Origin of the sequence: Oceanococcus atlanticus, from assembly GCF_002088235.1 — a bacterium.
Classification (GTDB): domain Bacteria; phylum Pseudomonadota; class Gammaproteobacteria; order Nevskiales; family Oceanococcaceae; genus Oceanococcus; species Oceanococcus atlanticus.
Genome location: NZ_AQQV01000001.1, coordinates 662,730 through 681,806 on the forward strand (window position 1 = coordinate 662,730; position 19,077 = coordinate 681,806).

General features: G+C 59.5%; 20 protein-coding genes and 3 tRNA genes. 8 read left to right on the forward strand and 15 right to left on the reverse strand.

Annotation, left to right across the window (positions count from 1 at the left end; translation table 11 throughout):
* Window positions 1-9: 9 nt before the first annotated feature.
* The 8 genes from ATO7_RS03095 to murJ form a co-directional block, all read right to left on the reverse strand.
* Window positions 10-510 (reverse strand): PilX N-terminal domain-containing pilus assembly protein, encoded by a 501-nt coding sequence (locus tag ATO7_RS03095; protein ID WP_083559434.1) that lies wholly within the window; start codon window positions 508-510, stop codon window positions 10-12.
* Entirely contained in the window at window positions 507-1,349 is an 843-nt protein-coding gene (locus tag ATO7_RS03100; protein WP_206044775.1) for a PilW family protein, read from the reverse strand. The genes ATO7_RS03095 and ATO7_RS03100 overlap by 4 nt, the downstream gene beginning before the upstream one ends.
* A 17-nt stretch (window positions 1,350-1,366) precedes the next feature.
* Complete coding sequence (gene pilV / locus ATO7_RS03105; RefSeq protein WP_083559436.1) at window positions 1,367-2,008, reverse strand: type IV pilus modification protein PilV; 642 nt, start codon at window positions 2,006-2,008, stop codon at window positions 1,367-1,369.
* A complete protein-coding gene (locus ATO7_RS03110; protein WP_083559437.1) occupies window positions 2,002-2,541 on the reverse strand; it encodes a GspH/FimT family pseudopilin in 540 nt (179 codons plus the stop codon). Before ATO7_RS03110 ends, pilV begins: the two co-directional genes overlap by 7 nt.
* A gap of 117 nt (window positions 2,542-2,658) precedes the next feature.
* Window positions 2,659-3,597 carry a 4-hydroxy-3-methylbut-2-enyl diphosphate reductase gene (ispH, locus tag ATO7_RS03115; RefSeq protein ID WP_083559438.1) on the reverse strand — a complete coding sequence of 313 codons (939 nt, stop codon included), beginning with the start codon at window positions 3,595-3,597 and terminating at the stop codon, window positions 2,659-2,661.
* A complete protein-coding gene (gene lspA, locus ATO7_RS03120; protein ID WP_083559439.1) occupies window positions 3,587-4,096 on the reverse strand; it encodes a signal peptidase II in 510 nt (169 codons plus the stop codon). Before lspA ends, ispH begins: the two co-directional genes overlap by 11 nt.
* The gene (ribF, locus tag ATO7_RS03125; RefSeq protein WP_083559440.1) at window positions 4,093-5,007 is read right to left on the reverse strand and encodes a bifunctional riboflavin kinase/FAD synthetase; all 915 of its coding nucleotides are present in this window, start codon (window positions 5,005-5,007) and stop codon (window positions 4,093-4,095) included. Before ribF ends, lspA begins: the two co-directional genes overlap by 4 nt.
* Before the next feature lie 137 nt (window positions 5,008-5,144).
* Window positions 5,145-6,713 carry a murein biosynthesis integral membrane protein MurJ gene (murJ, locus tag ATO7_RS03130; RefSeq protein WP_083559441.1) on the reverse strand — a complete coding sequence of 523 codons (1,569 nt, stop codon included), beginning with the start codon at window positions 6,711-6,713 and terminating at the stop codon, window positions 5,145-5,147.
* Between the two features lie 115 nt (window positions 6,714-6,828).
* On the opposite strand from murJ, the gene rpsT reads away from it, so the two are divergent.
* Window positions 6,829-7,092, forward strand: a complete 264-nt coding sequence (gene rpsT, locus ATO7_RS03135) for a 30S ribosomal protein S20 (RefSeq protein WP_083559442.1) — start codon at window positions 6,829-6,831, stop codon at window positions 7,090-7,092.
* A gap of 51 nt (window positions 7,093-7,143) precedes the next feature.
* Here rpsT and proB read toward each other — a convergent pair whose 3' ends face one another.
* From proB to rplU, 4 genes are read right to left on the reverse strand one after another with little or no spacing between them, the layout of a single operon-like run.
* Complete coding sequence (gene proB, locus ATO7_RS03140; protein WP_146680123.1) at window positions 7,144-8,271, reverse strand: glutamate 5-kinase; 1,128 nt, start codon at window positions 8,269-8,271, stop codon at window positions 7,144-7,146.
* A complete protein-coding gene (cgtA, locus tag ATO7_RS03145) occupies window positions 8,258-9,283 on the reverse strand; it encodes an Obg family GTPase CgtA (RefSeq protein WP_083559444.1) in 1,026 nt (341 codons plus the stop codon). Before cgtA ends, proB begins: the two co-directional genes overlap by 14 nt.
* Window positions 9,284-9,341: 58 nt before the next feature.
* Window positions 9,342-9,599, reverse strand: a complete 258-nt coding sequence (rpmA, locus tag ATO7_RS03150) for a 50S ribosomal protein L27 (protein WP_083559445.1) — start codon at window positions 9,597-9,599, stop codon at window positions 9,342-9,344.
* Between the two features lie 29 nt (window positions 9,600-9,628).
* On the reverse strand, window positions 9,629-9,940 hold the full coding sequence (rplU, locus tag ATO7_RS03155) for a 50S ribosomal protein L21 (RefSeq protein WP_083559446.1): 312 nt from the start codon (window positions 9,938-9,940) through the stop codon (window positions 9,629-9,631).
* 168 nt (window positions 9,941-10,108) lie between these two features.
* On the opposite strand from rplU, the gene ATO7_RS03160 reads away from it, so the two are divergent.
* From ATO7_RS03160 to ATO7_RS03180, 5 genes are all read left to right on the forward strand, one after another.
* Window positions 10,109-11,077: a polyprenyl synthetase family protein gene (locus ATO7_RS03160; protein ID WP_083559447.1), complete on the forward strand. Its 969-nt coding sequence runs from the start codon at window positions 10,109-10,111 to the stop codon at window positions 11,075-11,077.
* Between the two features lie 11 nt (window positions 11,078-11,088).
* Window positions 11,089-11,165: transfer RNA gene (locus tag ATO7_RS03165), tRNA-Pro, on the forward strand.
* 131 nt (window positions 11,166-11,296) lie between these two features.
* The gene (locus ATO7_RS03170) at window positions 11,297-12,625 is read left to right on the forward strand and encodes a hypothetical protein (RefSeq protein ID WP_083559448.1); all 1,329 of its coding nucleotides are present in this window, start codon (window positions 11,297-11,299) and stop codon (window positions 12,623-12,625) included.
* A gap of 32 nt (window positions 12,626-12,657) precedes the next feature.
* Window positions 12,658-13,017, forward strand: coding sequence for a hypothetical protein (locus ATO7_RS03175; RefSeq protein WP_083559449.1), 360 nt, complete (start codon window positions 12,658-12,660; stop codon window positions 13,015-13,017).
* A 3-nt stretch (window positions 13,018-13,020) separates the two neighbouring features.
* Entirely contained in the window at window positions 13,021-13,737 is a 717-nt protein-coding gene (locus ATO7_RS03180; RefSeq protein WP_083559450.1) for an esterase/lipase family protein, read from the forward strand.
* 26 nt (window positions 13,738-13,763) lie between these two features.
* Here ATO7_RS03180 and ATO7_RS03185 read toward each other — a convergent pair.
* Together ATO7_RS03185 and ATO7_RS03190 are read right to left on the reverse strand one after the other, a co-directional pair.
* Window positions 13,764-13,840, reverse strand: a tRNA-Arg gene (locus tag ATO7_RS03185).
* 37 nt (window positions 13,841-13,877) lie between these two features.
* Window positions 13,878-13,953, reverse strand: a tRNA-Ala gene (locus ATO7_RS03190).
* Window positions 13,954-14,255: 302 nt separating this feature from the next.
* Here ATO7_RS03190 and ATO7_RS03195 point away from each other — a divergent pair.
* Together ATO7_RS03195 and clpB are read left to right on the forward strand one after the other, a co-directional pair.
* Window positions 14,256-14,456, forward strand: coding sequence for a hypothetical protein (locus ATO7_RS03195; protein ID WP_083559451.1), 201 nt, complete (start codon window positions 14,256-14,258; stop codon window positions 14,454-14,456).
* Window positions 14,457-14,593: 137 nt separating this feature from the next.
* Window positions 14,594-17,158: an ATP-dependent chaperone ClpB gene (gene clpB / locus ATO7_RS03200; RefSeq protein ID WP_206044826.1), complete on the forward strand. Its 2,565-nt coding sequence runs from the start codon at window positions 14,594-14,596 to the stop codon at window positions 17,156-17,158.
* Window positions 17,159-17,220: 62 nt separating this feature from the next.
* Here the strand turns inward: clpB and ATO7_RS03205 are convergent, their stop codons facing one another.
* Window positions 17,221-19,044, reverse strand: a complete 1,824-nt coding sequence (locus tag ATO7_RS03205) for an Ig-like domain-containing protein (protein WP_083559453.1) — start codon at window positions 19,042-19,044, stop codon at window positions 17,221-17,223.
* Window positions 19,045-19,077: the final 33 nt, after the last annotated feature.

Below are 19,077 nucleotides of genomic sequence, written 5' to 3' on the forward strand. Positions count from 1 at the left end.
CTCCGCCTTCTAATTCGATGCTGCCGGGCCAATTCGCATGAGGCCCTGCTGATTGTTTGTTTGCGTATTCGCCGCTGGCATGTTGCTGATGCTGTCGACCAGATAAACGAATCCAGTCGCATTACCACCGATGCTGTAGCCGAGTGCTTTGCCGTCACCCAGGAAAGCCACGGTCGCATCCGCATTCACACCCGTGGGCGCCTGCCCGATGGTCCGCGGTACCGTTTCGGGTACGGCGAGCAAGGATTTCTGTATGGCGTCATTGAGAATATGCGGCGTACCCGCTGCCGGAGGCGCCGGATCATTGGCCTCATTGACGATCTGACGGATCAAACTTTCTGCGGTCTGATAGGTCAGCATGCGCTCTTGCATATTGGTCGAAATCGCGGTCTGGATACTCGTCGACTTGATGCCGGAGATCGCAACCAGCGTGACCACGATCAGGAGCAGCAAGCCCACAATAAGCGCGGCGCCATGCTGGCGACCTGGAAGGCGAACGATTGTCATCATGGTGTGCTGTTCCGAACTTCTACAGTTGAACGAAAGACGCGCCGGAAAATCCGATCATCGAAAGCCGCTCTGGTCTCGTCATCCAGCAATTTGAACTGGGTGTCGGCTGGCTCATCCAAGGCGTTATTCAACGAGGTGGAGAGCACCGCGAAACGAATTGACACCACGCTGTCCCAGGCGGCTGCGGGATTGGCCAACGCATTGATCGCAGTGGCGGACATGTAACGCTCGATCTGGAAATCACGCGTGGTCGGGGTGGCGGCAACCCCTGCCGCATCAAGCAGGTCTACGCCATACAGGAACTGGATATCTTCAATGCCATCCACCAGGGCAGCGGTGCGTGCTTCAACCTGCTGGTTATCCAGACCCAGTGCACGACAACGCAGGCTCAGCTGAGCCTCACCCACCGTTGACGGACCAATGAAATACTGATCTTTGGTATAGAAATTGCCCGCCGGATCCTGCATCAGTTGTGCCGCCGGGTAGCTGTCAGTGCGCTGCCCCAAGCAATTGGTTGCAGACTGATACATCACTGTGACGACATCAGGGTCGTTTTGATTGACACCGTCTCGTGTGGCCGGCGCCCCGGAGTCATCGTTTGCCCACACAATGCCCTGCAATATCCCCGGGCCACCTTCACGCGGCAAACCGGCGATACGCAGTCCACGGTGCAGGAAAAACACCGCCGTACGTCCGTTGTCCTGGACCAGCCCAAGCCCACGTTGCAGCCGGTACGACTGTTGCCCACTCAGAAAGATCTGAACCACACCGGCAATCACAACGGCGCCCAACGTCAGCGCGATCATGAGTTCCACCAGCGTGACGCCTTGCTGCTTCACAGTGCGGAAGGGTCCGTTCATGGCGTCACCACAATTGAAACGGTCTGGGTCATGGTGAGATTGTTGCCGTCACCATCCTGGTCCTCGGCATCATTGCGATCAGTTTCCGCGGTTTGCCAGGTTCCGGTAATCGTATGCGGCGTTCCGGTAGGGCACGCCAGAGGCGCTGGCGCTGGCAAGGTGTTGCATGAGACCTGCAAACGCGCCCCGTCGGAAACTTCGATCACACCACCGCTCCACTGACCATCGGCAAATTCGTAGCCGCAGTAGACGCGAGCGACGTCGTATTGCGCCATCTGTTGGGGGTTACAGTTTTGCGCAGCAAGATTGTTGTCTTCCTCACAACGCAGGGCGTCAATCACCGTATCGCCCAGACCCGCTGCAGACGCACACAGATCGTCACCTTGCAGATAATCAAACCCGTGATACTCGCTAACACCCGCCGTGATCAAACCGAACGCGCCACGGTTGGCTCGCATGCGTTCTGCCATCTCTTCGACCAGCATGGTCATCTGACTGCGCTGGTAGGAATCTTCCACCGAACGCACACCGACCAGCTGCAGCGCTGCATATCCTGCGAAGCCGATCGACAATACGATCAGAGCAACCAGCAATTCGACCAGTGAAAAGCCATGGCTGGCCTTGATATTCCTCAACATCCCAGCTCTCCGCTCTCAGGAATTTCCACTTTGGCCCGTCCGGACGCACTGATCACCAAGGTCCGCATATCCTTGAGATGACCGGTATCCGCTTTGCGCTCGTCACAGATACTGTATGTGGCGTTATTGAAACCGACTGGAAGACCGGTTCGTGCAAACTGAACCTGTCCAGCACCATTGGTTTTGACGATCATGTTGGGGTGGCTGATGCGCACGTCAGAAAGCTTGTTTTCAAACGCACCATCCCGGTTGCTGTCGGCCAGCACCACCCAGCCCGCAGACCAGTCCTTGGTGTCTTCGCACACGGGCGGGTTAGCGTCCGGATTCTTTGACATGCAGACCACGACATTGGTGTTCTGCTGAATAGCTGCAGCCCGAGCCTGCGACACAGATGTCAGCAGCTCATTCGAGAGCGTTGAGATGCGCTGGTTACGGATGGTGTCCCGAAAACTCGGAACGCCGACTGACGCCGTGATGGCGATGATCACCACCACAATCATCAGTTCCAGCAATGTAAACCCGTGTTGCTTCATTCGCGATTCCTCCAGCTGACGTTATACAGCTGAAATCTCGCAAGCGCGGGGTCATTCCGACCGGACTACGCAGCGCGCCGACGAACGGTCAGCGCCGCTAAATCAGAACCGCTGGTCTCAGTTCTGCGCCAAGGCCTTGGGCAGTGAGAAAGTGATCGTTTCCTCGCGCCCGGGAAGCTCGGTCGCACACTGCCCGCCCAACTGTTTGAGGCGCTCCACGACTTCCAGAACCAGGGTTTCCGGCGCTGAAGCACCGGCTGTCACACCAACCGCCTGACAGCCACTCAGCCAGGCCGCGTCAATGTCGCTGGCACCATCAATCAGATAGGCCTTGGCTCCCTGCAGCGCGGCCAGTTCACGCAAACGGTTGGAGTTGGAACTGTTGGTTGAACCCACCACCAGCACCACCTCGCACTCTCGGGCCAAACCACGCACCGCGTCCTGACGATTTTGCGTGGCGTAGCAGATGTCATCTTTGCGCGGCCCGGTGATTTTGGGGAACCGCTCACGCAGGGTCTGAATGATCACGGCCGTGTCATCCACGGACAGCGTGGTCTGGGTGACATAGGCCAGACGATCCGGGTCAGTCACGGCCAGGGTAGCCACATCCGCAGGCTTCTCAACCAGATGCACGCGCGCGCCATGGGTCAGGTCGAACTGGCCCATGGTGCCCTCCACTTCCGGGTGCCCAGCGTGCCCGATCAGGACCACGTCACGCCCCTCACGCGAGTAGCGCAGAACTTCCATGTGCACCTTGGTAACCAGCGGGCAGGTCGCGTCAAACACCGTCAGCTTGCGCGCCTTGGCGTCTTCTCGGACCTGCTGAGACACCCCGTGGGCAGAGAAAATGCAGGTTGCCCCCTCCGGAATATCAGCCACCTCCTCAACGAAGATGGCGCCTTTCTTCTTCAGGTTGTCGACCACGAAGCGGTTATGGACCACTTCATGGCGCACATAAATCGGCGGCTCCAGACGTTCCAGGGCACGTTCAACGATCTCAATCGCGCGATCAACACCAGCGCAGAAACCACGCGGATTGGCCAGCTTAATTTCCATGTTTGCTCTCCGTTGTCGTCTTGCGACTCTGACGCCACCAGTCCAGCAACATATCCAGAATCAAGAACACCGCCCCGGCTGAAATGGCCATGTCGGCCACGTTGAACGCGGCGTAGTGCCACTGACCAACGTAAACATCAATGAAATCGACGACATAGCCGTGGCGCACACGATCAATGATGTTGCCCACGGCGCCACCGAGAATCAGACACATGGCCACGGCGACCAGCTGATGCCCATACAGATTGCGCCGCAACCAGATCAGAATGCCAACACTTACCGCACAGCCCAGCAGCACGAAGGCCCACGGCGGCAGCTGGCTGAAGCTGGAAAAGGCCGCACCGGTATTGCGCAGATGGGTGAAATTCAGATTGCTCATCACCGGCACCACGTCGTACCAGTCGAGGTTGCGCAAGATCAGTTGCTTGCTGACCTGATCAAGCACGATCACCAGCAGGGACAGCCACAGCCAGTAGGGGTTGCTGAATCGGAATTTCACGCGATGTCCTGTTGAAAATGTTGTTGCGCCTGAGCCACATCCGCAGCAATCGCCTGCTGCAGCTGCTGCAGGTCGGCGAAAGCCTGCTCAGGCCTCAGAAACGCCTCGAATTCGACCGTGACGATGTGATCGTAAAGTTCATGGTGGCCCTCCAGCAGATGGACTTCAAGATGCTCCGCATCGCCACCAATGGTCGGCCTCACACCGATGTTGGCCACCCCGGGTAAACCATCCAAACGCACACAGTAAACACCGTGACGCAACGGGCTCGGGCTTCGCAGCGCCACATTGGCCGTCGGCGCGCCAAGTTTGCGCCCCAGCTTCTGGCCATGAATGACCCGCCCCCGCAGCCGAAAGTTCCTGCCCAGACAACCTTGCACATCGGCCAGATCCCCGGCTTGCAAAGCTTCACGCACCCGCGTGCTGCTGATACGGCGCCGGGCCTGCGCCACCGTGTCGAGCTGCTCCACACGATAGCCACCCTGCGCCGCCATGGCCTTGAGCAAATTCACGTCACCTGCACGCTGATGACCAAAACGCCAGTCGTCACCGATGACCACACAGCAAGCGCCCAAACCTTCGACCAGCACCTTGGTCACAAAGGTCTGCGGCGGCATGCTGGCCAGCGCCTGATCGAAACGCAGCACCAGAACCTGCTCCAACCCTTGAGCGCGCAGGAAACGCAGCTTCTCGGACAATGACTGCAAGCGTACGGGTGCAAGATCCGGCCGCAGGTATTCCAGCGGCTGAGGCTCAAAGCAAACCAGGCAACGAGGTGCTTCAGGAGCCGCCCGCCGGAGCTGTTCAAGCAAAGCCTGGTGGCCCAGATGCACGCCGTCAAAATTGCCCAGCGTCACCACCGCACCACGATCGGCCGCCTGGATATTGCTCAGACCGCGGATCACGCGCACGCGAGTAGCCTCCTGCCGAAAGCGCACGGCAACCGCGCCAAACCGAAACCTGAAGAAAGTGCTTGTTGCATGAACCGGGAATTAAGCTGAATCATGGGCGGGGCGGCGATACGGCGAGCTTTAGCAGCAACGGGTTGTCACAGCGATGTTTCGCTGCGCAAGACGTGACGCGGCCGCACACCAACCAGCCACAGGGTGACGAAGTATGCCAGAGCCCCTGCCATCACGACCTGTGCAAGCTGAGCGGCGCGTGCAGCTGCGGAAGCCTCGTACCACCAGGACAGCGGCGGCGCCATCAAGCCAAGCACGACAGCCATGACCGCACAGCCGAGCAGCAGCCGGCCCAGCTCCTTAAACCAAGACAATTGCGTTGCGTAAACCCCGCTGCGGACCAGGCCGCGTAACAACAAGCCCGCGTTGATAAAGGCCCCGAGCGAGGTGCCCACGGCCAACACCGCGTGCGGCGCTGCCCACTTCAGATGCAGGGCCAGGAGCACACCGGCGACATTAAAACTCATGCCAATACACAACGCGACGATACCGATGCGCACCGGCGTTGCGGTGTCCTGGCGTGAGAAATAACCCGGCGCCGCAATTTTGACCAGACTGAACCCAACCAGCCCAAACGCATACGCCATCAGGCTGACGCGGCTCATGTCCACATCATGCGGTGTAAACGCGGCGTACTGAAACAGCGTGGCCAGCAACGGCCCGGCCAACAAAAACAGACCGACCGCACTGGGCAGGCAGATCAGCAGTATCAGACGCAAGGCCCAGTCCAACGTGGCACTGAAACTGCGCGCATTCTTCTCGGCGTGCTGACGCGACAGACTGGGCAGAATCACCGTAGCAATAGCAATGGTGAATATGCCGAGCGGGAATTCCATCAACCGATCCGAGTAATACAACCAGCTAACGCTGCCCGAAATCAGCAAGGACGCCAAAATCGTATCCAACAACAAGGCGATCTGCGCCACGCTGGAACCGAAAATGATCGGCAACATCAGGCGTATGATGCGCCGCACCGGCGGACTGCTCCAGGCCCAGCGCGGACGTGGCAGCAACCCCAGGCGCGCAACAGCAGGCAGCTGCAACACCAACTGCACCAGGCCGGCAATAAACACCCCGATGGCCAGGGCATATATAGGTTGCTCCAGACGCGGCGCAATCCAGAGCGCACAGGCGATCAGACTGATGTTCAGAAAAGCCGGTGCTATCGCCGGCAGCGCGAAGTTGCCGTAAGTATTCAGCACCGCGCCTGCCATCGCCGTCAGTGCGATGAACAACAGATACGGGAAGGTGATGCGCAGCATGTTGGCGGTCAGCTCGAACTTGCCCGGATCGTCGGCAAAACCGGGCGCAAACAGCAACACAATCAGCGGTGCAGCAAGAATGCCCAGCAGCGTCAAAAGACTGAGGAAACCGGCCAGGGTGCCGGACACATCGGCAACCAGCTGACGCACATTCTCCTGTGTGCCCTGATGCCGGGTCTCTGCCAGCACCGGCACAAAGGATTGGGAGAACGCCCCTTCGGCAAACAGGCGGCGCATAAAATTGGGAATCTTGAACGCCACCAGAAAGGCGTCCATGCCCGCCGAAGCCCCAAACAGTATGGCTAGCATCATGTCGCGCACGAAGCCCAGCACACGGGAAATCAGCGTCATACCGCCGACAACCGAACTCGACTTAACCAGCGCGCGAGACATCAGGACAGGAATTTACGGGGGCGGAAAGGCGAAATCATAACGCCGATTGACAGCGCGATCCATTTCTCTATAATTCGCGGGCTTCACTCCCTTTAGCTTTTAAGTAGACACACACGTGGCAAACTCTCCTCAAGCAGCCAAGCGCGCCCGTCAGGCCGAAGATCGCCGCCAACTCAACATGAGCCAGCGCTCGCGTTTTCGCACCTCGATCAAGACCGTGCTTAAAGCCGTGCAGGCCGGCAACAAGGATGACGCCAGCAAAGCCATGCAGACTTGCGAGTCTCTGCTTGACCGTTATGCTGGGCGCGGTCTGCTGCACAAGAACAAAGCCGCACGGCACAAAAGCCGCCTGCGCGCCAAGATCAAAGCGCTGGCGTAATTACACCAGCCGATAAAAAGCCGCCCTGGGGCGGCTTTTTTGTGTCTGCTATCAAGCCCCCAGAATCAGGTTATTGCGATGAACCAGCTCGGGCTCACCCGGGCGCCCGAGCACCTGATTGATCTGGGTCGATGTCACGCCGCACAAACGCCGCGCATCCTCGCTGTCGTAATTGCTCAAGCCACGCGCGATAACCTGCCCGCTTGCGTCCACGCAGTGGACCAGATCGCCAGGCGCGAACCGCCCTTCGACCGAGGTCACACCCACCGGCAGCAGACTGCGCCCTTTGTCCAGCAGCGCTTCGCGCGCACCGTCATCCAGCCACAACTTGCCAACCGCGCGGCGCTGCGCCGCAATCCAGCGCTTGCGCGCGGTCATGCGCCCATCCTCGCCAGCCCACAGGCAGGTCCCGACCGGATGACCATCCGCAACAGCCACCAGCACCTCATCCAGACTGCCGCCGGCGATCACCGTCGAAACCCCGCTGCGCGCCGCAATCTGCGCCGCCTGCAGCTTGGTTTTCATACCACCGCGCCCCAGCGTACCGCCGCTGCCGCCGGCAGCCGCGACCAGCCGCTCATCATCAATCGATGCATCGCCAATCAATTCGGCCTGCGGATCGAAGCGCGGGTCTGAAGAATAGATACCCTGCTGGTCGGTCAGAATGACCAGCAAATCCGCCGAGCACAGGTCTACCGCAACCGCCGCCAGCGTATCGTTGTCGCCAAAGCGGATTTCGTCACTGGCAACCGTGTCATTCTCGTTGATCACCGGCACCACGCCCCAATCCAACAGCGCACGCAAGGTGTTACGCGCATTGAGGTAACGCTGACGGTCTGCGGCATCTTCATGTGTGAGCAGGACCTGGGCGGCATTGATCTGATGCACAGCCAGCGCACGATCCCACAGACTGGCGATGTCCAACTGCCCAACCGCAGCCGCGGCCTGCAATTGCGACAGGTTGTCAGGTCTCTGACCCAGCCCCAGGCGCAACATACCGGCAGCCACCGCACCGGACGACACCACCACCACTTCCACACCGCGCGCACGCAAGGCCGCGATCTGCGCAACCCAGCGCGCAACGGCACTGGCCGCCACCGCCTGACCATTGTCGGTCAGCAACGAGCTGCCGATCTTGATAACCCAGCGGCGCCGCGAGGCCAGATCAGCCCTGTTCATCAGCCTCGTCTTCCTGCTCATCCAGCCAGCGCATGCAGGCCTGCGAAATCGCATCAACACCCTGCCCCGTCGCTGCAGAACAGCGATAAACCGGCAGATCATGGTCGGCACGCAAACGTGCCTCCAGCTCATCCAGCGCCTCAGCCGAGAGCAAATCGCACTTGTTCAGCACCAGCCAGCGCTCACGCTGCAGCAACTCGTCAGAAAATTCGCCCAGTTCATGAGCCACCTGCTGCATTTGCGCATCCACGCTCTGCTCGTCCAGCGGCGCCACGTCAACCAGATGCAGCAACAGGCGTGTGCGACTGAGATGCTTGAGGAACTGAATCCCCAACCCCGCACCCTGCGCCGCTCCGGCAATAAGACCGGGCACATCGACCAGCGAGAAGCTCTGCGCTGCGCCAACCGAGACGATGCCCAACTGCGGAACCAGCGTGGTGAAGGGGTAATCGGCAATCTTCGGCCGCGCCGCCGAAACAGCCGACAGGAAGGTGGACTTACCGGCATTGGGCAAGCCCAGCAAGCCGACGTCAGCCAGCAGCTGAAGCTCCAGCCTCAGCAAACGTTGCTCGCCCGGGGTGCCCGGCGTACTCTGTCGCGGCGCGCGGTTGGTGCTGCTCTTGTAACGCGCATTGCCGATACCGTGATAGCCACCCTTGGCCACCATCAGCGTTTGCTCGGCCTTGACCACGTCACCGATCAGCTCATCCGTTTCATCGTCATAAACCAGCGTGCCCAGCGGTACCGGCACATAGCAATCACCACCGGACTTGCCGCGACAATTGCCGCCGCGCCCGGGCTGACCGTTTTCGGCCCTGAATTTTCGCTGCACACGAAAATCGCTCAGCGTGGTCAAGCCGCTCTCGCCGACCAGAAACACATCACCACCATCACCGCCGTCGCCGCCATCGGGACCGCCGAAGGGAATGTATTTCTCACGCCGAAAGCTGACCACACCGCTACCGCCGTTGCCGGCTTCGACTCGAATCGTGGCTTCATCAACAAATTTCATACACAAAAAAGCCCCGTCACAATGACGAGGCTTTCCTCAATCCTGCATGTGGTCGGCTTTACTCAGCAACAATACTCACGTATTTGCGCTTTTCCGGACCCTTGGTTTCAAAAACCACGCGACCATCGACCTTGGCAAAAATGGTGTAGTCCTTGCCCATGCCGGCATTCTTGCCAGCCCGGAAGGCACTGCCACGCTGGCGCACGATGATGCTGCCACCAGTGACCTGTTCGCCACCGAAGCGCTTCACGCCAAGGCGTTTGGATTCTGAATCGCGGCCGTTACGAGTACTGCCGCCAGCTTTTTTATGAGCCATTAATAACTGTCCGTTTCGAGGTTGGGGCCTTAGGCCACAATTTCGGTGATGCGCAGCTGGGTGTAATCCTGACGATGACCCTGCTTGCGGCGGTATTTCTGACGACGGCGGAACTTGATGATGGTGACCTTGTCGCCACGACCGTGTGCTTCCACGGCGGCGACAACTTTGCTGCCCTCGACGACCGGCGAGCCGACCTTCGTGTCAGCGCCTTCACCCACCATCAGCACGCGATCGATGGTGATCGAATCACCTTCGGCGACGGCCAGTTTCTCAACGCGAATCACGTCGTCCTGGGCGACACGGTATTGCTTGCCACCCGTTTCAATCACAGCGTACATGGGATGCTTACTCAAATCAGCGCACAAAGAAGCGGAAATATAGCGTTATTCCGCGCGGGGGTCAATGCAGATTTTACCGCTCAGTTCTGCAAAAATGCGCAGCCCGTCCACGACACGGCCGCGCGGCTTAGCGCCGCGCCCGATTCGCCCGCCGCCAAACATCAGATCATGACCCCAGAGCGTATTCTTTCCCCCATCCACGTTGACATGCAAGCGGTGGACAGCCTGATTCGCGACCGCCTGTCGTCAGACGTCGTGCTGATCAACCAGCTCGGGGAACACATCATCGCCAGCGGCGGTAAACGCCTGCGCCCCGCGCTGGCGCTGCTCGCGGCGCGCGCTCTGAATAACCGTTCAGCCGAAGCGCACCTGCTGGCCGCCGTCATCGAATTCATCCACACCGCCACCCTGCTGCACGATGATGTGGTGGATCATTCCGATCTGCGGCGCGGCAACCCAACGGCCAATGCCCTGTGGGGCAATGAGGCCAGCGTGCTGACCGGGGACTTTCTCTACTCACGCGCCTTTCAGATGATGATCGAGCTGCGTGACATGCGCGTACTGAATGTTCTGGCCGACACCACCAACCGCATCGCCGAAGGCGAAGTGCTGCAGCTGATGAACTGCCATAACCCGGACATCACCGAAGCGGTCTATAACGACGTTATCGAGCGCAAAACCGCAGTGCTGTTCGAGGCTTCGGGGCGCTGTGCAGCCATGATCAGTGGCGCATCAGACACCGTCATCGAGGCCCTTGCGGCGTACGGCCGCCATCTGGGCATCGCGTTTCAACTGGTTGATGACTGCCTCGACTACCAGGCCGATGCCGCCACCACTGGTAAGAACATCGGCGACGATCTGGCCGAGGGAAAAACAACCCTGCCTGTGATCATCGCCATGCAGCGCGCTGAACCCGGCGTTCGCGAGCAACTTCGCCAGGCCATCATCAGCGGCGGACACGAACATCTGGACATCGTGATGAAAAGCATTGAAGCCAGCGATGCAATCACGTACACTGCGCGCCGCGCTGAAGCGTCCGCCCAGTCTGCCATTGATGCGCTGGAGCCTCTGGACGCCAGTCCGTTCAAGGATGCGATGCAGAATTTGGCAACATTTTCCGCGAAACGCGCGTACTGAAGTTTTGACGTCGGGGTGTAGCTCAGCTTGGTAGAGCGCCATCTTCGGGAGGTGGAAGTCGGAGGTTCAAATCCTCTCACCCCGACCAACTCCCAGCTTTTGCCGTGAACCCACCGGCACCCCGCCCAGCCTTCGCCCTGCCCTGCAGTTGATGACTTTCATGGTCGCGCCATTTCAAGCATTATTGGTGGCTTAGTCAGAGCGGGAAACGCCACGTCCATGCTGCGCAGGATTGTTTACATCGAACGGGGAGCCATAGTCGGCGCCTGTGCGATCGCCCCCTTGCTCGCCGCCTTGCTGCAGTTTGGCAGCACGCAGATTCCAACCATCCATGTCTTGCTGCTGCCACTGGCCTGGCTGGTGCCAACGCTCGGCCTGATTGGCGCCGTACTAGGCGCCGTGCTGCACCGCTCACATGCCACCGGTCACATCCAATGGGGTGGCCACGATGAAACCAGCACCCTGCTCAAGCAAGGCGTGGCCGAGTTGGTCAGCGGGCAACCCGACAGCCGCCTGAATGATGCCGCCATGGCGCAAGCCAATGCCCAGGAAGGACGCGCAGCGGCAATCTACTTGCTTAGCCGTATGTCCCAAATGCGCCAGACGCAGGTCCTGAGCAAAGCCTGGCCTAACCCCATGCGCTGGACCAAGCGCGCCGCCTGGAGCTTCAATCTGCTACTGGTCAGCGCCACAGCGCTGATGATCCCACCTGGCATGGCCTCAGGCCTGCACTGGCTGGTCTTCATCATTCCCGGGTTGTTGCTGTTTCCTATCTGGGTCACGGGCATATTGATCTGCGGCCTTGGCCAGAAGAATGCCGACAGCTGGCTGCGCAAGCTGCCTGGACGCGAATACAAGCCAAAGCTCAAGCCACGCGGCAACCGAACTGTTGCGGGCAGCTGGCACACCAAGGAAAGCCGACAGGATCTTCCGATCATTCGCGGACTTATTATCGTGTTGCTGGTGATCGCTGGCGCGCTGTATTTCCTGCGCGAGTACACCGGGGGATATTTCTCCAACGCAGATGACGTTTACGCGCAAATCGAACCGCAGGCCGAAAGCACAGATCAGGCCACCGAAAACACCGAAATCGCTGCCCGCCCCGCCCCAGCCCAACAGACCTCGCGCCGGGCAGCCGCGCAGGCAACACCAGAACCGACACCTGATCTGCGTGTGAAATACAGCATGGAGGCGTGGTCGCGATTGCGCCCGAATGGGTTCGTATTGCAGGTAGACACAGATCGACTGGCTTTTCACGGCTGGAACGTAGATGAGGTCAACAGCGCATTCACGCGGGCCAAATCGCGGCTGGACGAACAGTTCGCCGTTCATCTGCGCGAACACCCCGCAACGCAGGGGCGCATCACTTTCCAGATCAAACTGCAGCCCTGGGGCGAAGTGGCCGACATCGAAATTATCGCCAGCGAACTGAACGATTCAACTTTTGTGTTTGCCCTTGTGGATCATCTGGAAGCGGTCAACATCAAACCCGAAGCCGACGCGCTTGACCCCGTCACAGCGCTGCTTTCGATGGATTTCCGCCCCTAGGGCAATCTCAATCACTTCATAACGGGACCACCATGCTGTTCAGCAACCCTCGCGTCTTGCCGGCGCTGCTCGTATGCATCGGCCTGACGATCATGATCCTGCGCGGTAACGAGCTCAAAAATCTCGAGCAATGGACCCCGCAAGATCTTGAACGCGCCGTTGAGCTCAACTATGCGCTGGACCAGATGCGCGCAGGCCAGGCCGAACCCCTGAACCCGGACCAGGAGGCACAACGCAAGATCGAGATTCGTGCGGAAATCACCTCCACCTTTGTGGAACCACAACGCAAGGCACGCGAAGAGTTCGAGCAAGCCAAGTGGATCACCGGCGCAGGCGTCGTGCTGATGCTGATCGTACTGGTACTGCAACATCGCGGCATTTTGAGGAAGTAGTACGTGGCCGACTCACCCTCAAACTGGCAACCGCCGTGGCTTCAACTGCCAGGGGAAAGCAGGGCTCTGATCGAATGGTTGCGCAAACCCCATGCGCAGGCGCATCCCGAATGGCCGCAAGGGCAAGGCATCCCCGTCCTGGTGATACCTGGCTTTGGCCAAAGTGCCAAAAGCACCACCCCATTGCGCAAGCTTTTGAAAGCGCAGGGCTTTGTCCCATATGACTGGGCGCAAGGCCGCAACATGGGCCTGAAATCCGGCATGACGGCAGCACTGCTGAGATTGATCAGCACGCTTCATGAAAAACATCAACACAAGCTCGCGCTGATCGGCTGGAGCCTGGGCGGCGTCATTGCGCGCGAGCTGGCCCGCAAACAGCCTGGCAACATCGCTCATGTGATGTCCTTGGGCAGTCCTCTGGCAGGCGGGCAAGCCACCACCCTGGACACCCTATTCAGCCTGATCAACCGCAAGCCCGGCCCCAAACCCGGACACAACCCGGAGCGCTACCAGCCACCACCGGTCCGCTGCACCGCGATCTACACACGCAGCGACGGCATCGTCAACTGGCGCGCAAGCTGCGAACCAACCGGCCCAAACACCGAGAACATCGAGGTGCGAGGAAGCCATCTTGGCCTTGGGGTCAACCCACAGGTGTGGCACGCCATCTGTCATCGGCTGAGCCCGACGACACGCGATCTGCCTTATTTGCCGGATTGAGACGGCCTGATAAACCAGCATGCAAATGGTGGGACTAGCAGGAGTCGAACCTGCGACCTGCCGCTTAGGAGGCGGCTGCTCTATCCTGCTGAGCTATAGCCCCGAATTCATGCGACCTCTTGATGGAGGCCGGATTCAAATGGTGGAGCGGAGGAGGATCGAACTCCCGACCTTCGCATTGCGAACGCGACGCTCTCCCAGCTGAGCTACCGCCCCGTTGCTTCGAGATGATACCCACCGGGCCGGGCAAAAAAAAGAATCGCGCATGCAACCTCGGTACTCGCCCGCAACCATATCCAAATGACAACCGGTCAGACCGTCGGGCTCAACCTCGATAAGCGGACATAAACCCCCGTCAATTCAGGCTTTTTTGTACGCCCTAACGGCCCCTTCAAAGCCCGGCAATCACGGCTCATTAGGATTCTGTGCAGCACCTCTTCCCTTTTTTCACGTTTTGGTGATACTTCGAATTTCAAGCTCGACGCGCGAGCTGAAAGCTTGGTTTGGAGTGCTAATTCATGAGTGACGAAGACGACGATTTCGTGGATTTCGACGACGAGAGCAACGCGTCGGACACGGACGTGGACAACGCTCGGTTGAGCGCGCGGTCGAGCCGCACGCGGCGCTGTTGGCGCGATGTAGAACGCATGCGAGAGCAGCGCGAACTGGAACGTTTGAACGCCAACGACAGCTGGTTCGACGACCTCGATCGGGTGTAAGAAAGCTGCGTGCCCGCAGGGCGCGCGGCCCTCTTGCGCCCCGTCTCGCCGCGGCCTGCCTTGAAGCACCATCCAGTCACCCCCATTTGCTGATGCATTGACGTGGTTCGCAAACCACCGGAGATACATCAATGCGAATGGACAAACTCACCAGCCAATTCCAGGCCGCCCTGGCCGACGCCCAGAGCCTCGCCGTCGGAAAAGATCACGCCCACATAGAACCGGCGCATGTGCTTGTGGCCCTGCTCAACCAGGAACACGGCACCACCCGCCCCCTGCTCAACCGTATCGGCGTGAATGTGCGCGCGATCCAGGAACAGCTCAACGGCGCGCTGGATGCCCTACCCACCATCGGGCAGGCCACCGGCGAAGTCGGCCTGGCCAACAACACAGCCAAACTCCTCAATTTGGCCGACAAGCAGGCACAAAAACGCGGTGATCAGTACATCTCCAGCGAGCTGTTCCTGCTCGCTGCAGTCAGCACCGACCAGCCGGTCAGTCAGACACTGCGCCGCGCCGGCATGACCCCTGAAGTTCTGGAACAGGCCATCGAACAGATGCGCGGCGGCCAGAACGTGGACAGTCAGGACGCCGAAGGCCAGCGCCAGGCTCTGGAGAAGTACACCCTGGACCTGACCCAACGCGCAGAAGCCGGCGCGCTGGATCCGGTCATCGGACGCGACGAGGAAATTCGCCGCGTCATCCAAGTTCTATCACGCCGAACCAAGAACAACCCGGCACTGATCGGCGAACCCGGCGTTGGCAAGACCGCCATCGCTGAAGGCCTGGCCCAGCGCATCGTCAATGGCGAGGTGCCGGAAAACCTCAAGGGCAAACGCCTGCTGTCGCTGGACATGGGCGCGCTGATCGCCGGCGCCAAATACCGCGGTGAATTCGAGGAACGTCTCAAGGCCGTGCTCAACGACCTGGCCAAGCAGGACGGCAATGTCATCCTGTTCATCGACGAAATTCACACCATGGTTGGCGCCGGCAAGGCCGAAGGCGCAATGGACGCGGGCAACATGCTCAAGCCCGCCCTGGCCCGCGGTGAGCTGCACTGTGTCGGCGCGACCACGCTCAACGAATACCGCCAGCACATCGAAAAGGATGCGGCGCTCGAGCGGCGCTTTCAGAAAGTGCTGGTCGAGGAGCCCAGCGTGGAAGACACCGTCGCTATTCTGCGCGGGCTCAAGGAACGCTACGAAGTCCACCACGGGGTCGACATCAGCGACGATGCGATCATCGCGGCGGCGCGCCTGTCACACCGTTACATCACGGACCGCCAGCTGCCTGACAAGGCCATCGACCTGATCGACGAAGCGGCCTCACGCATCCGCATGGAAATCGATTCCAAACCGGAAGCCATGGACCGCCTGGAACGGCGCATGATTCAGCTCAAGATCGAAGCCGAAGCACTGAAAAAGGAGACCGACAGTGCCGCCCGCGAGCGCCTGCAGGCCTTGCAGGACGACATTGCCGACCTGGAGCGCGAGTACAGCGATCTGGAAGAGGTGTGGAAAGCGGAAAAGGCCAGCGTGCTCGATTCGCAAAGCGTCAAGGAAGCGCTGGAACAGGCCCGCGTTGAGCTGGAGCAGGCGCAGCGCGCCGGCGATCTGTCGCGCATGTCTGAACTGCAATACGGCCGTATCCCGGAGCTTGAGAACCGTCTGGCTCAGGCGCAGCAGCACGACCAACCCAGCGCGCCAAGTCTGTTGCGCAACCGTGTGACCGACGACGAGGTTGCCGAAGTGGTGGCCAAATGGACCGGAATTCCGGTGTCCAAGCTGATGGAGGGTGAACGCGACAAGCTGCTGCGCATGGAAGATGTGTTGCACGCTCGCGTGGTCGGCCAGGATGCCGCTGTAACAGCCGTGTCGAATGCCATTCGACGCTCGCGTGCCGGCCTCTCCGATCCCAACCGCCCAATCGGCTCCTTCCTGTTCCTGGGCCCGACCGGCGTGGGCAAGACCGAGCTGTGCAAATCGCTGGCCGAATTCCTGTTCGACACCGAAGAATCGATGGTTCGCATCGACATGTCGGAATTCATGGAGAAACATTCGGTAGCGCGCCTGATCGGCGCACCGCCCGGTTACGTTGGCTATGAGCAGGGCGGTTACCTGACTGAAGCGGTCCGCCGCAAACCCTACTCGGTGATCCTGCTGGACGAGGTCGAGAAAGCCCACAGTGACGTGTTCAACATACTCTTGCAGGTGCTGGATGATGGTCGCCTGACGGATGGCCAGGGCCGCACGGTGGACTTCAAGAACACGGTCATCGTGATGACCTCCAATCTCGGTTCACAACTGATTCAGGATCTGAGCGGTGAAGCCAGCTACGAGGACATGCGCGATGCCGTCATGGAAGTGGTTGCACAGCACTTCCGCCCCGAGTTCATCAACCGCATCGATGAAGCTGTGGTCTTCCACAAGCTGGAGAAGGCACATATCCGCGCGATCGCCCAGAGCCAGATCGATATCGTCGTCAAACGGCTGGCAGAACGTGATATCGCATTGAGCGTTGATGACAGCGTCATCGACAAGCTGGCTGATCAAGGTTTCGACCCGGTCTACGGTGCCCGTCCGCTCAAACGCGTGATTCAGACCCAGCTGGAAAATCCTCTGGCGCAGGCCATACTGGGCGGCAAGCTTGGGCAGCAGGTGCAGGTGTCGGAACAAGACGACGAAATTCGGCTCCGCTCGTAACCCGCGATTGCAGGCACAAAAAAGGCGATCTCAAGATCGCCTTTTTCATGTTCGAGGTCAGACTAATTCGGTGAAGAGCAATCCGGATCCGTTCCGAATGGGCTGATGCCAGGCAGGTTATCGACGTCATCCTCAGCCACCGTCAGCGTAAAGCGACGTTTCTCCGAGGTTTCAGTGCCAGACACCAATGCCGTTGCGGTGATCTCCACCTCAACAAAGAAACCGTCGGTTTTGGCATAGGTCACCAGAATCTGCCCTGAACCAAACTCGTCAAGGCTCACAGTGGCAGGAATGGAAGCCCGGCGCCCCGGCTCAAGACGACCGCTGGTGTTGAAATCTTCGCCAACATCAAGGATGTCGTTGCGATTGACATCCTCACTGGTGCAGGCCGTTCGGCTACCGAAGGTACCTTTGAAATAACGTGTCGCGAACAAGGTGATGCTGACATCGGCATCGGGAGCCGGATTACCACCCGAGTCCGTGACCACAATCGTAAACGGCAACTGATACGTGGATTCATCCTTGTCCAGAATTTCTGAACCGGTACCCAGTGCAATGCCTGCCGCATCGCCACCAACAGTAAGGCTCACTGTATCCGTCACATTCGGCGTGCTACGCACCTGCGAAGTGACCACCACCGCCTCGGTGCCACTGGATTGGGACGATGCCGTGTAAGTTACCCGAGCCAACCCCTGGCTGTTCGTTACGGCGCTTGAGGCCGACAACGTGCCGGTGGTCTGGTCGGTCAATTTGAAATCGACCGTGACATTCTTGACCAGGTTGTTATCCGCATCGCGCACGATCGCCACGATCTCGCTGCTTTGATTGCGCTGAACATTGGTCGGCGCAGCCTGCACCGCAATACTTGACGGTTCAGTTGCAACAAATTCAACGGTGGTGCGTGCGTTCGGACTGCTCAAATCATCGCTGAAGGCCGAAACAATTGACGGGCCCGCTTCCGTTGAATTGAACACGACCGAAGCCTCTCCACCACTGACCGCATCTTCAGCAGGATTCTGAATGGTTCCGCGAGTGGCGCTGAACCCGACAGTACCCTCGTTCACAGGGCCATCGGCACGAATCCAGCGCGCCACAAGCTCATAGTCCTGACCGACTTCCAGCTCCGGGAATTCACTGCTGCCAGCCGAAATGAAATCCGTTTCACCCAGACGACGCACACCCACAGTGAAGTCGTCCGGTGAAACCGCAATCGCAAACGTGCTGCTCAATCCCAATGCCGAAGCGGTCAAAGTGGAGTTGACTTCAAAGCCGGTGAAATCGACTGTCACCTGGCCGAACTCATTGGTTTCCAACGAAGCGGCCGACAGCGAATTCCCGGCTTCAGTGGTGATCTCAACAGTACGTCCGGCGATCCCGTCGCCAGCGGCATCACTGAGCGCTACGACGTATTCCGTCGCCACACCAAGCTGCGTACCCGCCGGACCGGAAATATCAATTTGCGTGCCGACAACTTCAACCGAAACCGAGCTCGACAGCTCACCACTACGCGCCGTCACCACAATCGTGCGATTGGTCTCATCCAGGGTCGTCAAAACGGCACTGGCCTGCCCCGTTTCGTCGGTCAAGACCGGACTCTGAACCACCAGGACTGCACCCGGGTCGCTGGTGGAAAAGAAGACCTCTTCACCCACTGCAATATTGTTGCTTGCATCCTTGGCAAAGGCGGTCAGCTCAATACCCGAGGACACACCGGAGGCATCGGAGCTCAAAGTCGGCGCCGCGGCCAGCAGGGTCAGACTGTCCAGAGCGTCATCACCCCCACCCAGGCCACTGCCGTCACCGGTGAACAGATCATCGCCGCCACATGCGGTGAACAGAAACAAACTCGCAAAAATACCGATCCAGGCTTTCAATGGCTGCCCCATGTGCCCCTTCCCCTCGCAATGATTCCAACGCGG

Coding starts and splice junctions, on each gene's coding strand:
- ATO7_RS03095 (WP_083559434.1), bottom strand. CDS start 510: ATGATGACAATCGTTCGCCTTCCAGGTCGCCAGCATGGCGCCGCGCTT.
- pilV (WP_083559436.1), bottom strand. CDS start 2,008: ATGTTGAGGAATATCAAGGCCAGCCATGGCTTTTCACTGGTCGAATTG.
- ATO7_RS03110 (WP_083559437.1), bottom strand. CDS start 2,541: ATGAAGCAACACGGGTTTACATTGCTGGAACTGATGATTGTGGTGGTG.
- ispH (WP_083559438.1), bottom strand. CDS start 3,597: ATGGAAATTAAGCTGGCCAATCCGCGTGGTTTCTGCGCTGGTGTTGAT.
- murJ (WP_083559441.1), bottom strand. CDS start 6,713: ATGTCTCGCGCGCTGGTTAAGTCGAGTTCGGTTGTCGGCGGTATGACG.
- proB (WP_146680123.1), bottom strand. CDS start 8,271: ATGAACAGGGCTGATCTGGCCTCGCGGCGCCGCTGGGTTATCAAGATC.
- cgtA (WP_083559444.1), bottom strand. CDS start 9,283: ATGAAATTTGTTGATGAAGCCACGATTCGAGTCGAAGCCGGCAACGGC.
- rpmA (WP_083559445.1), bottom strand. CDS start 9,599: ATGGCTCATAAAAAAGCTGGCGGCAGTACTCGTAACGGCCGCGATTCA.
- rplU (WP_083559446.1), bottom strand. CDS start 9,940: ATGTACGCTGTGATTGAAACGGGTGGCAAGCAATACCGTGTCGCCCAG.
- ATO7_RS03160 (WP_083559447.1), top strand. CDS start 10,109: ATGACCCCAGAGCGTATTCTTTCCCCCATCCACGTTGACATGCAAGCG.
- ATO7_RS03170 (WP_083559448.1), top strand. CDS start 11,297: ATGCTGCGCAGGATTGTTTACATCGAACGGGGAGCCATAGTCGGCGCC.
- ATO7_RS03175 (WP_083559449.1), top strand. CDS start 12,658: ATGCTGTTCAGCAACCCTCGCGTCTTGCCGGCGCTGCTCGTATGCATC.
- ATO7_RS03195 (WP_083559451.1), top strand. CDS start 14,256: ATGAGTGACGAAGACGACGATTTCGTGGATTTCGACGACGAGAGCAAC.
- clpB (WP_206044826.1), top strand. CDS start 14,594: ATGGACAAACTCACCAGCCAATTCCAGGCCGCCCTGGCCGACGCCCAG.
- ATO7_RS03205 (WP_083559453.1), bottom strand. CDS start 19,044: ATGGGGCAGCCATTGAAAGCCTGGATCGGTATTTTTGCGAGTTTGTTT.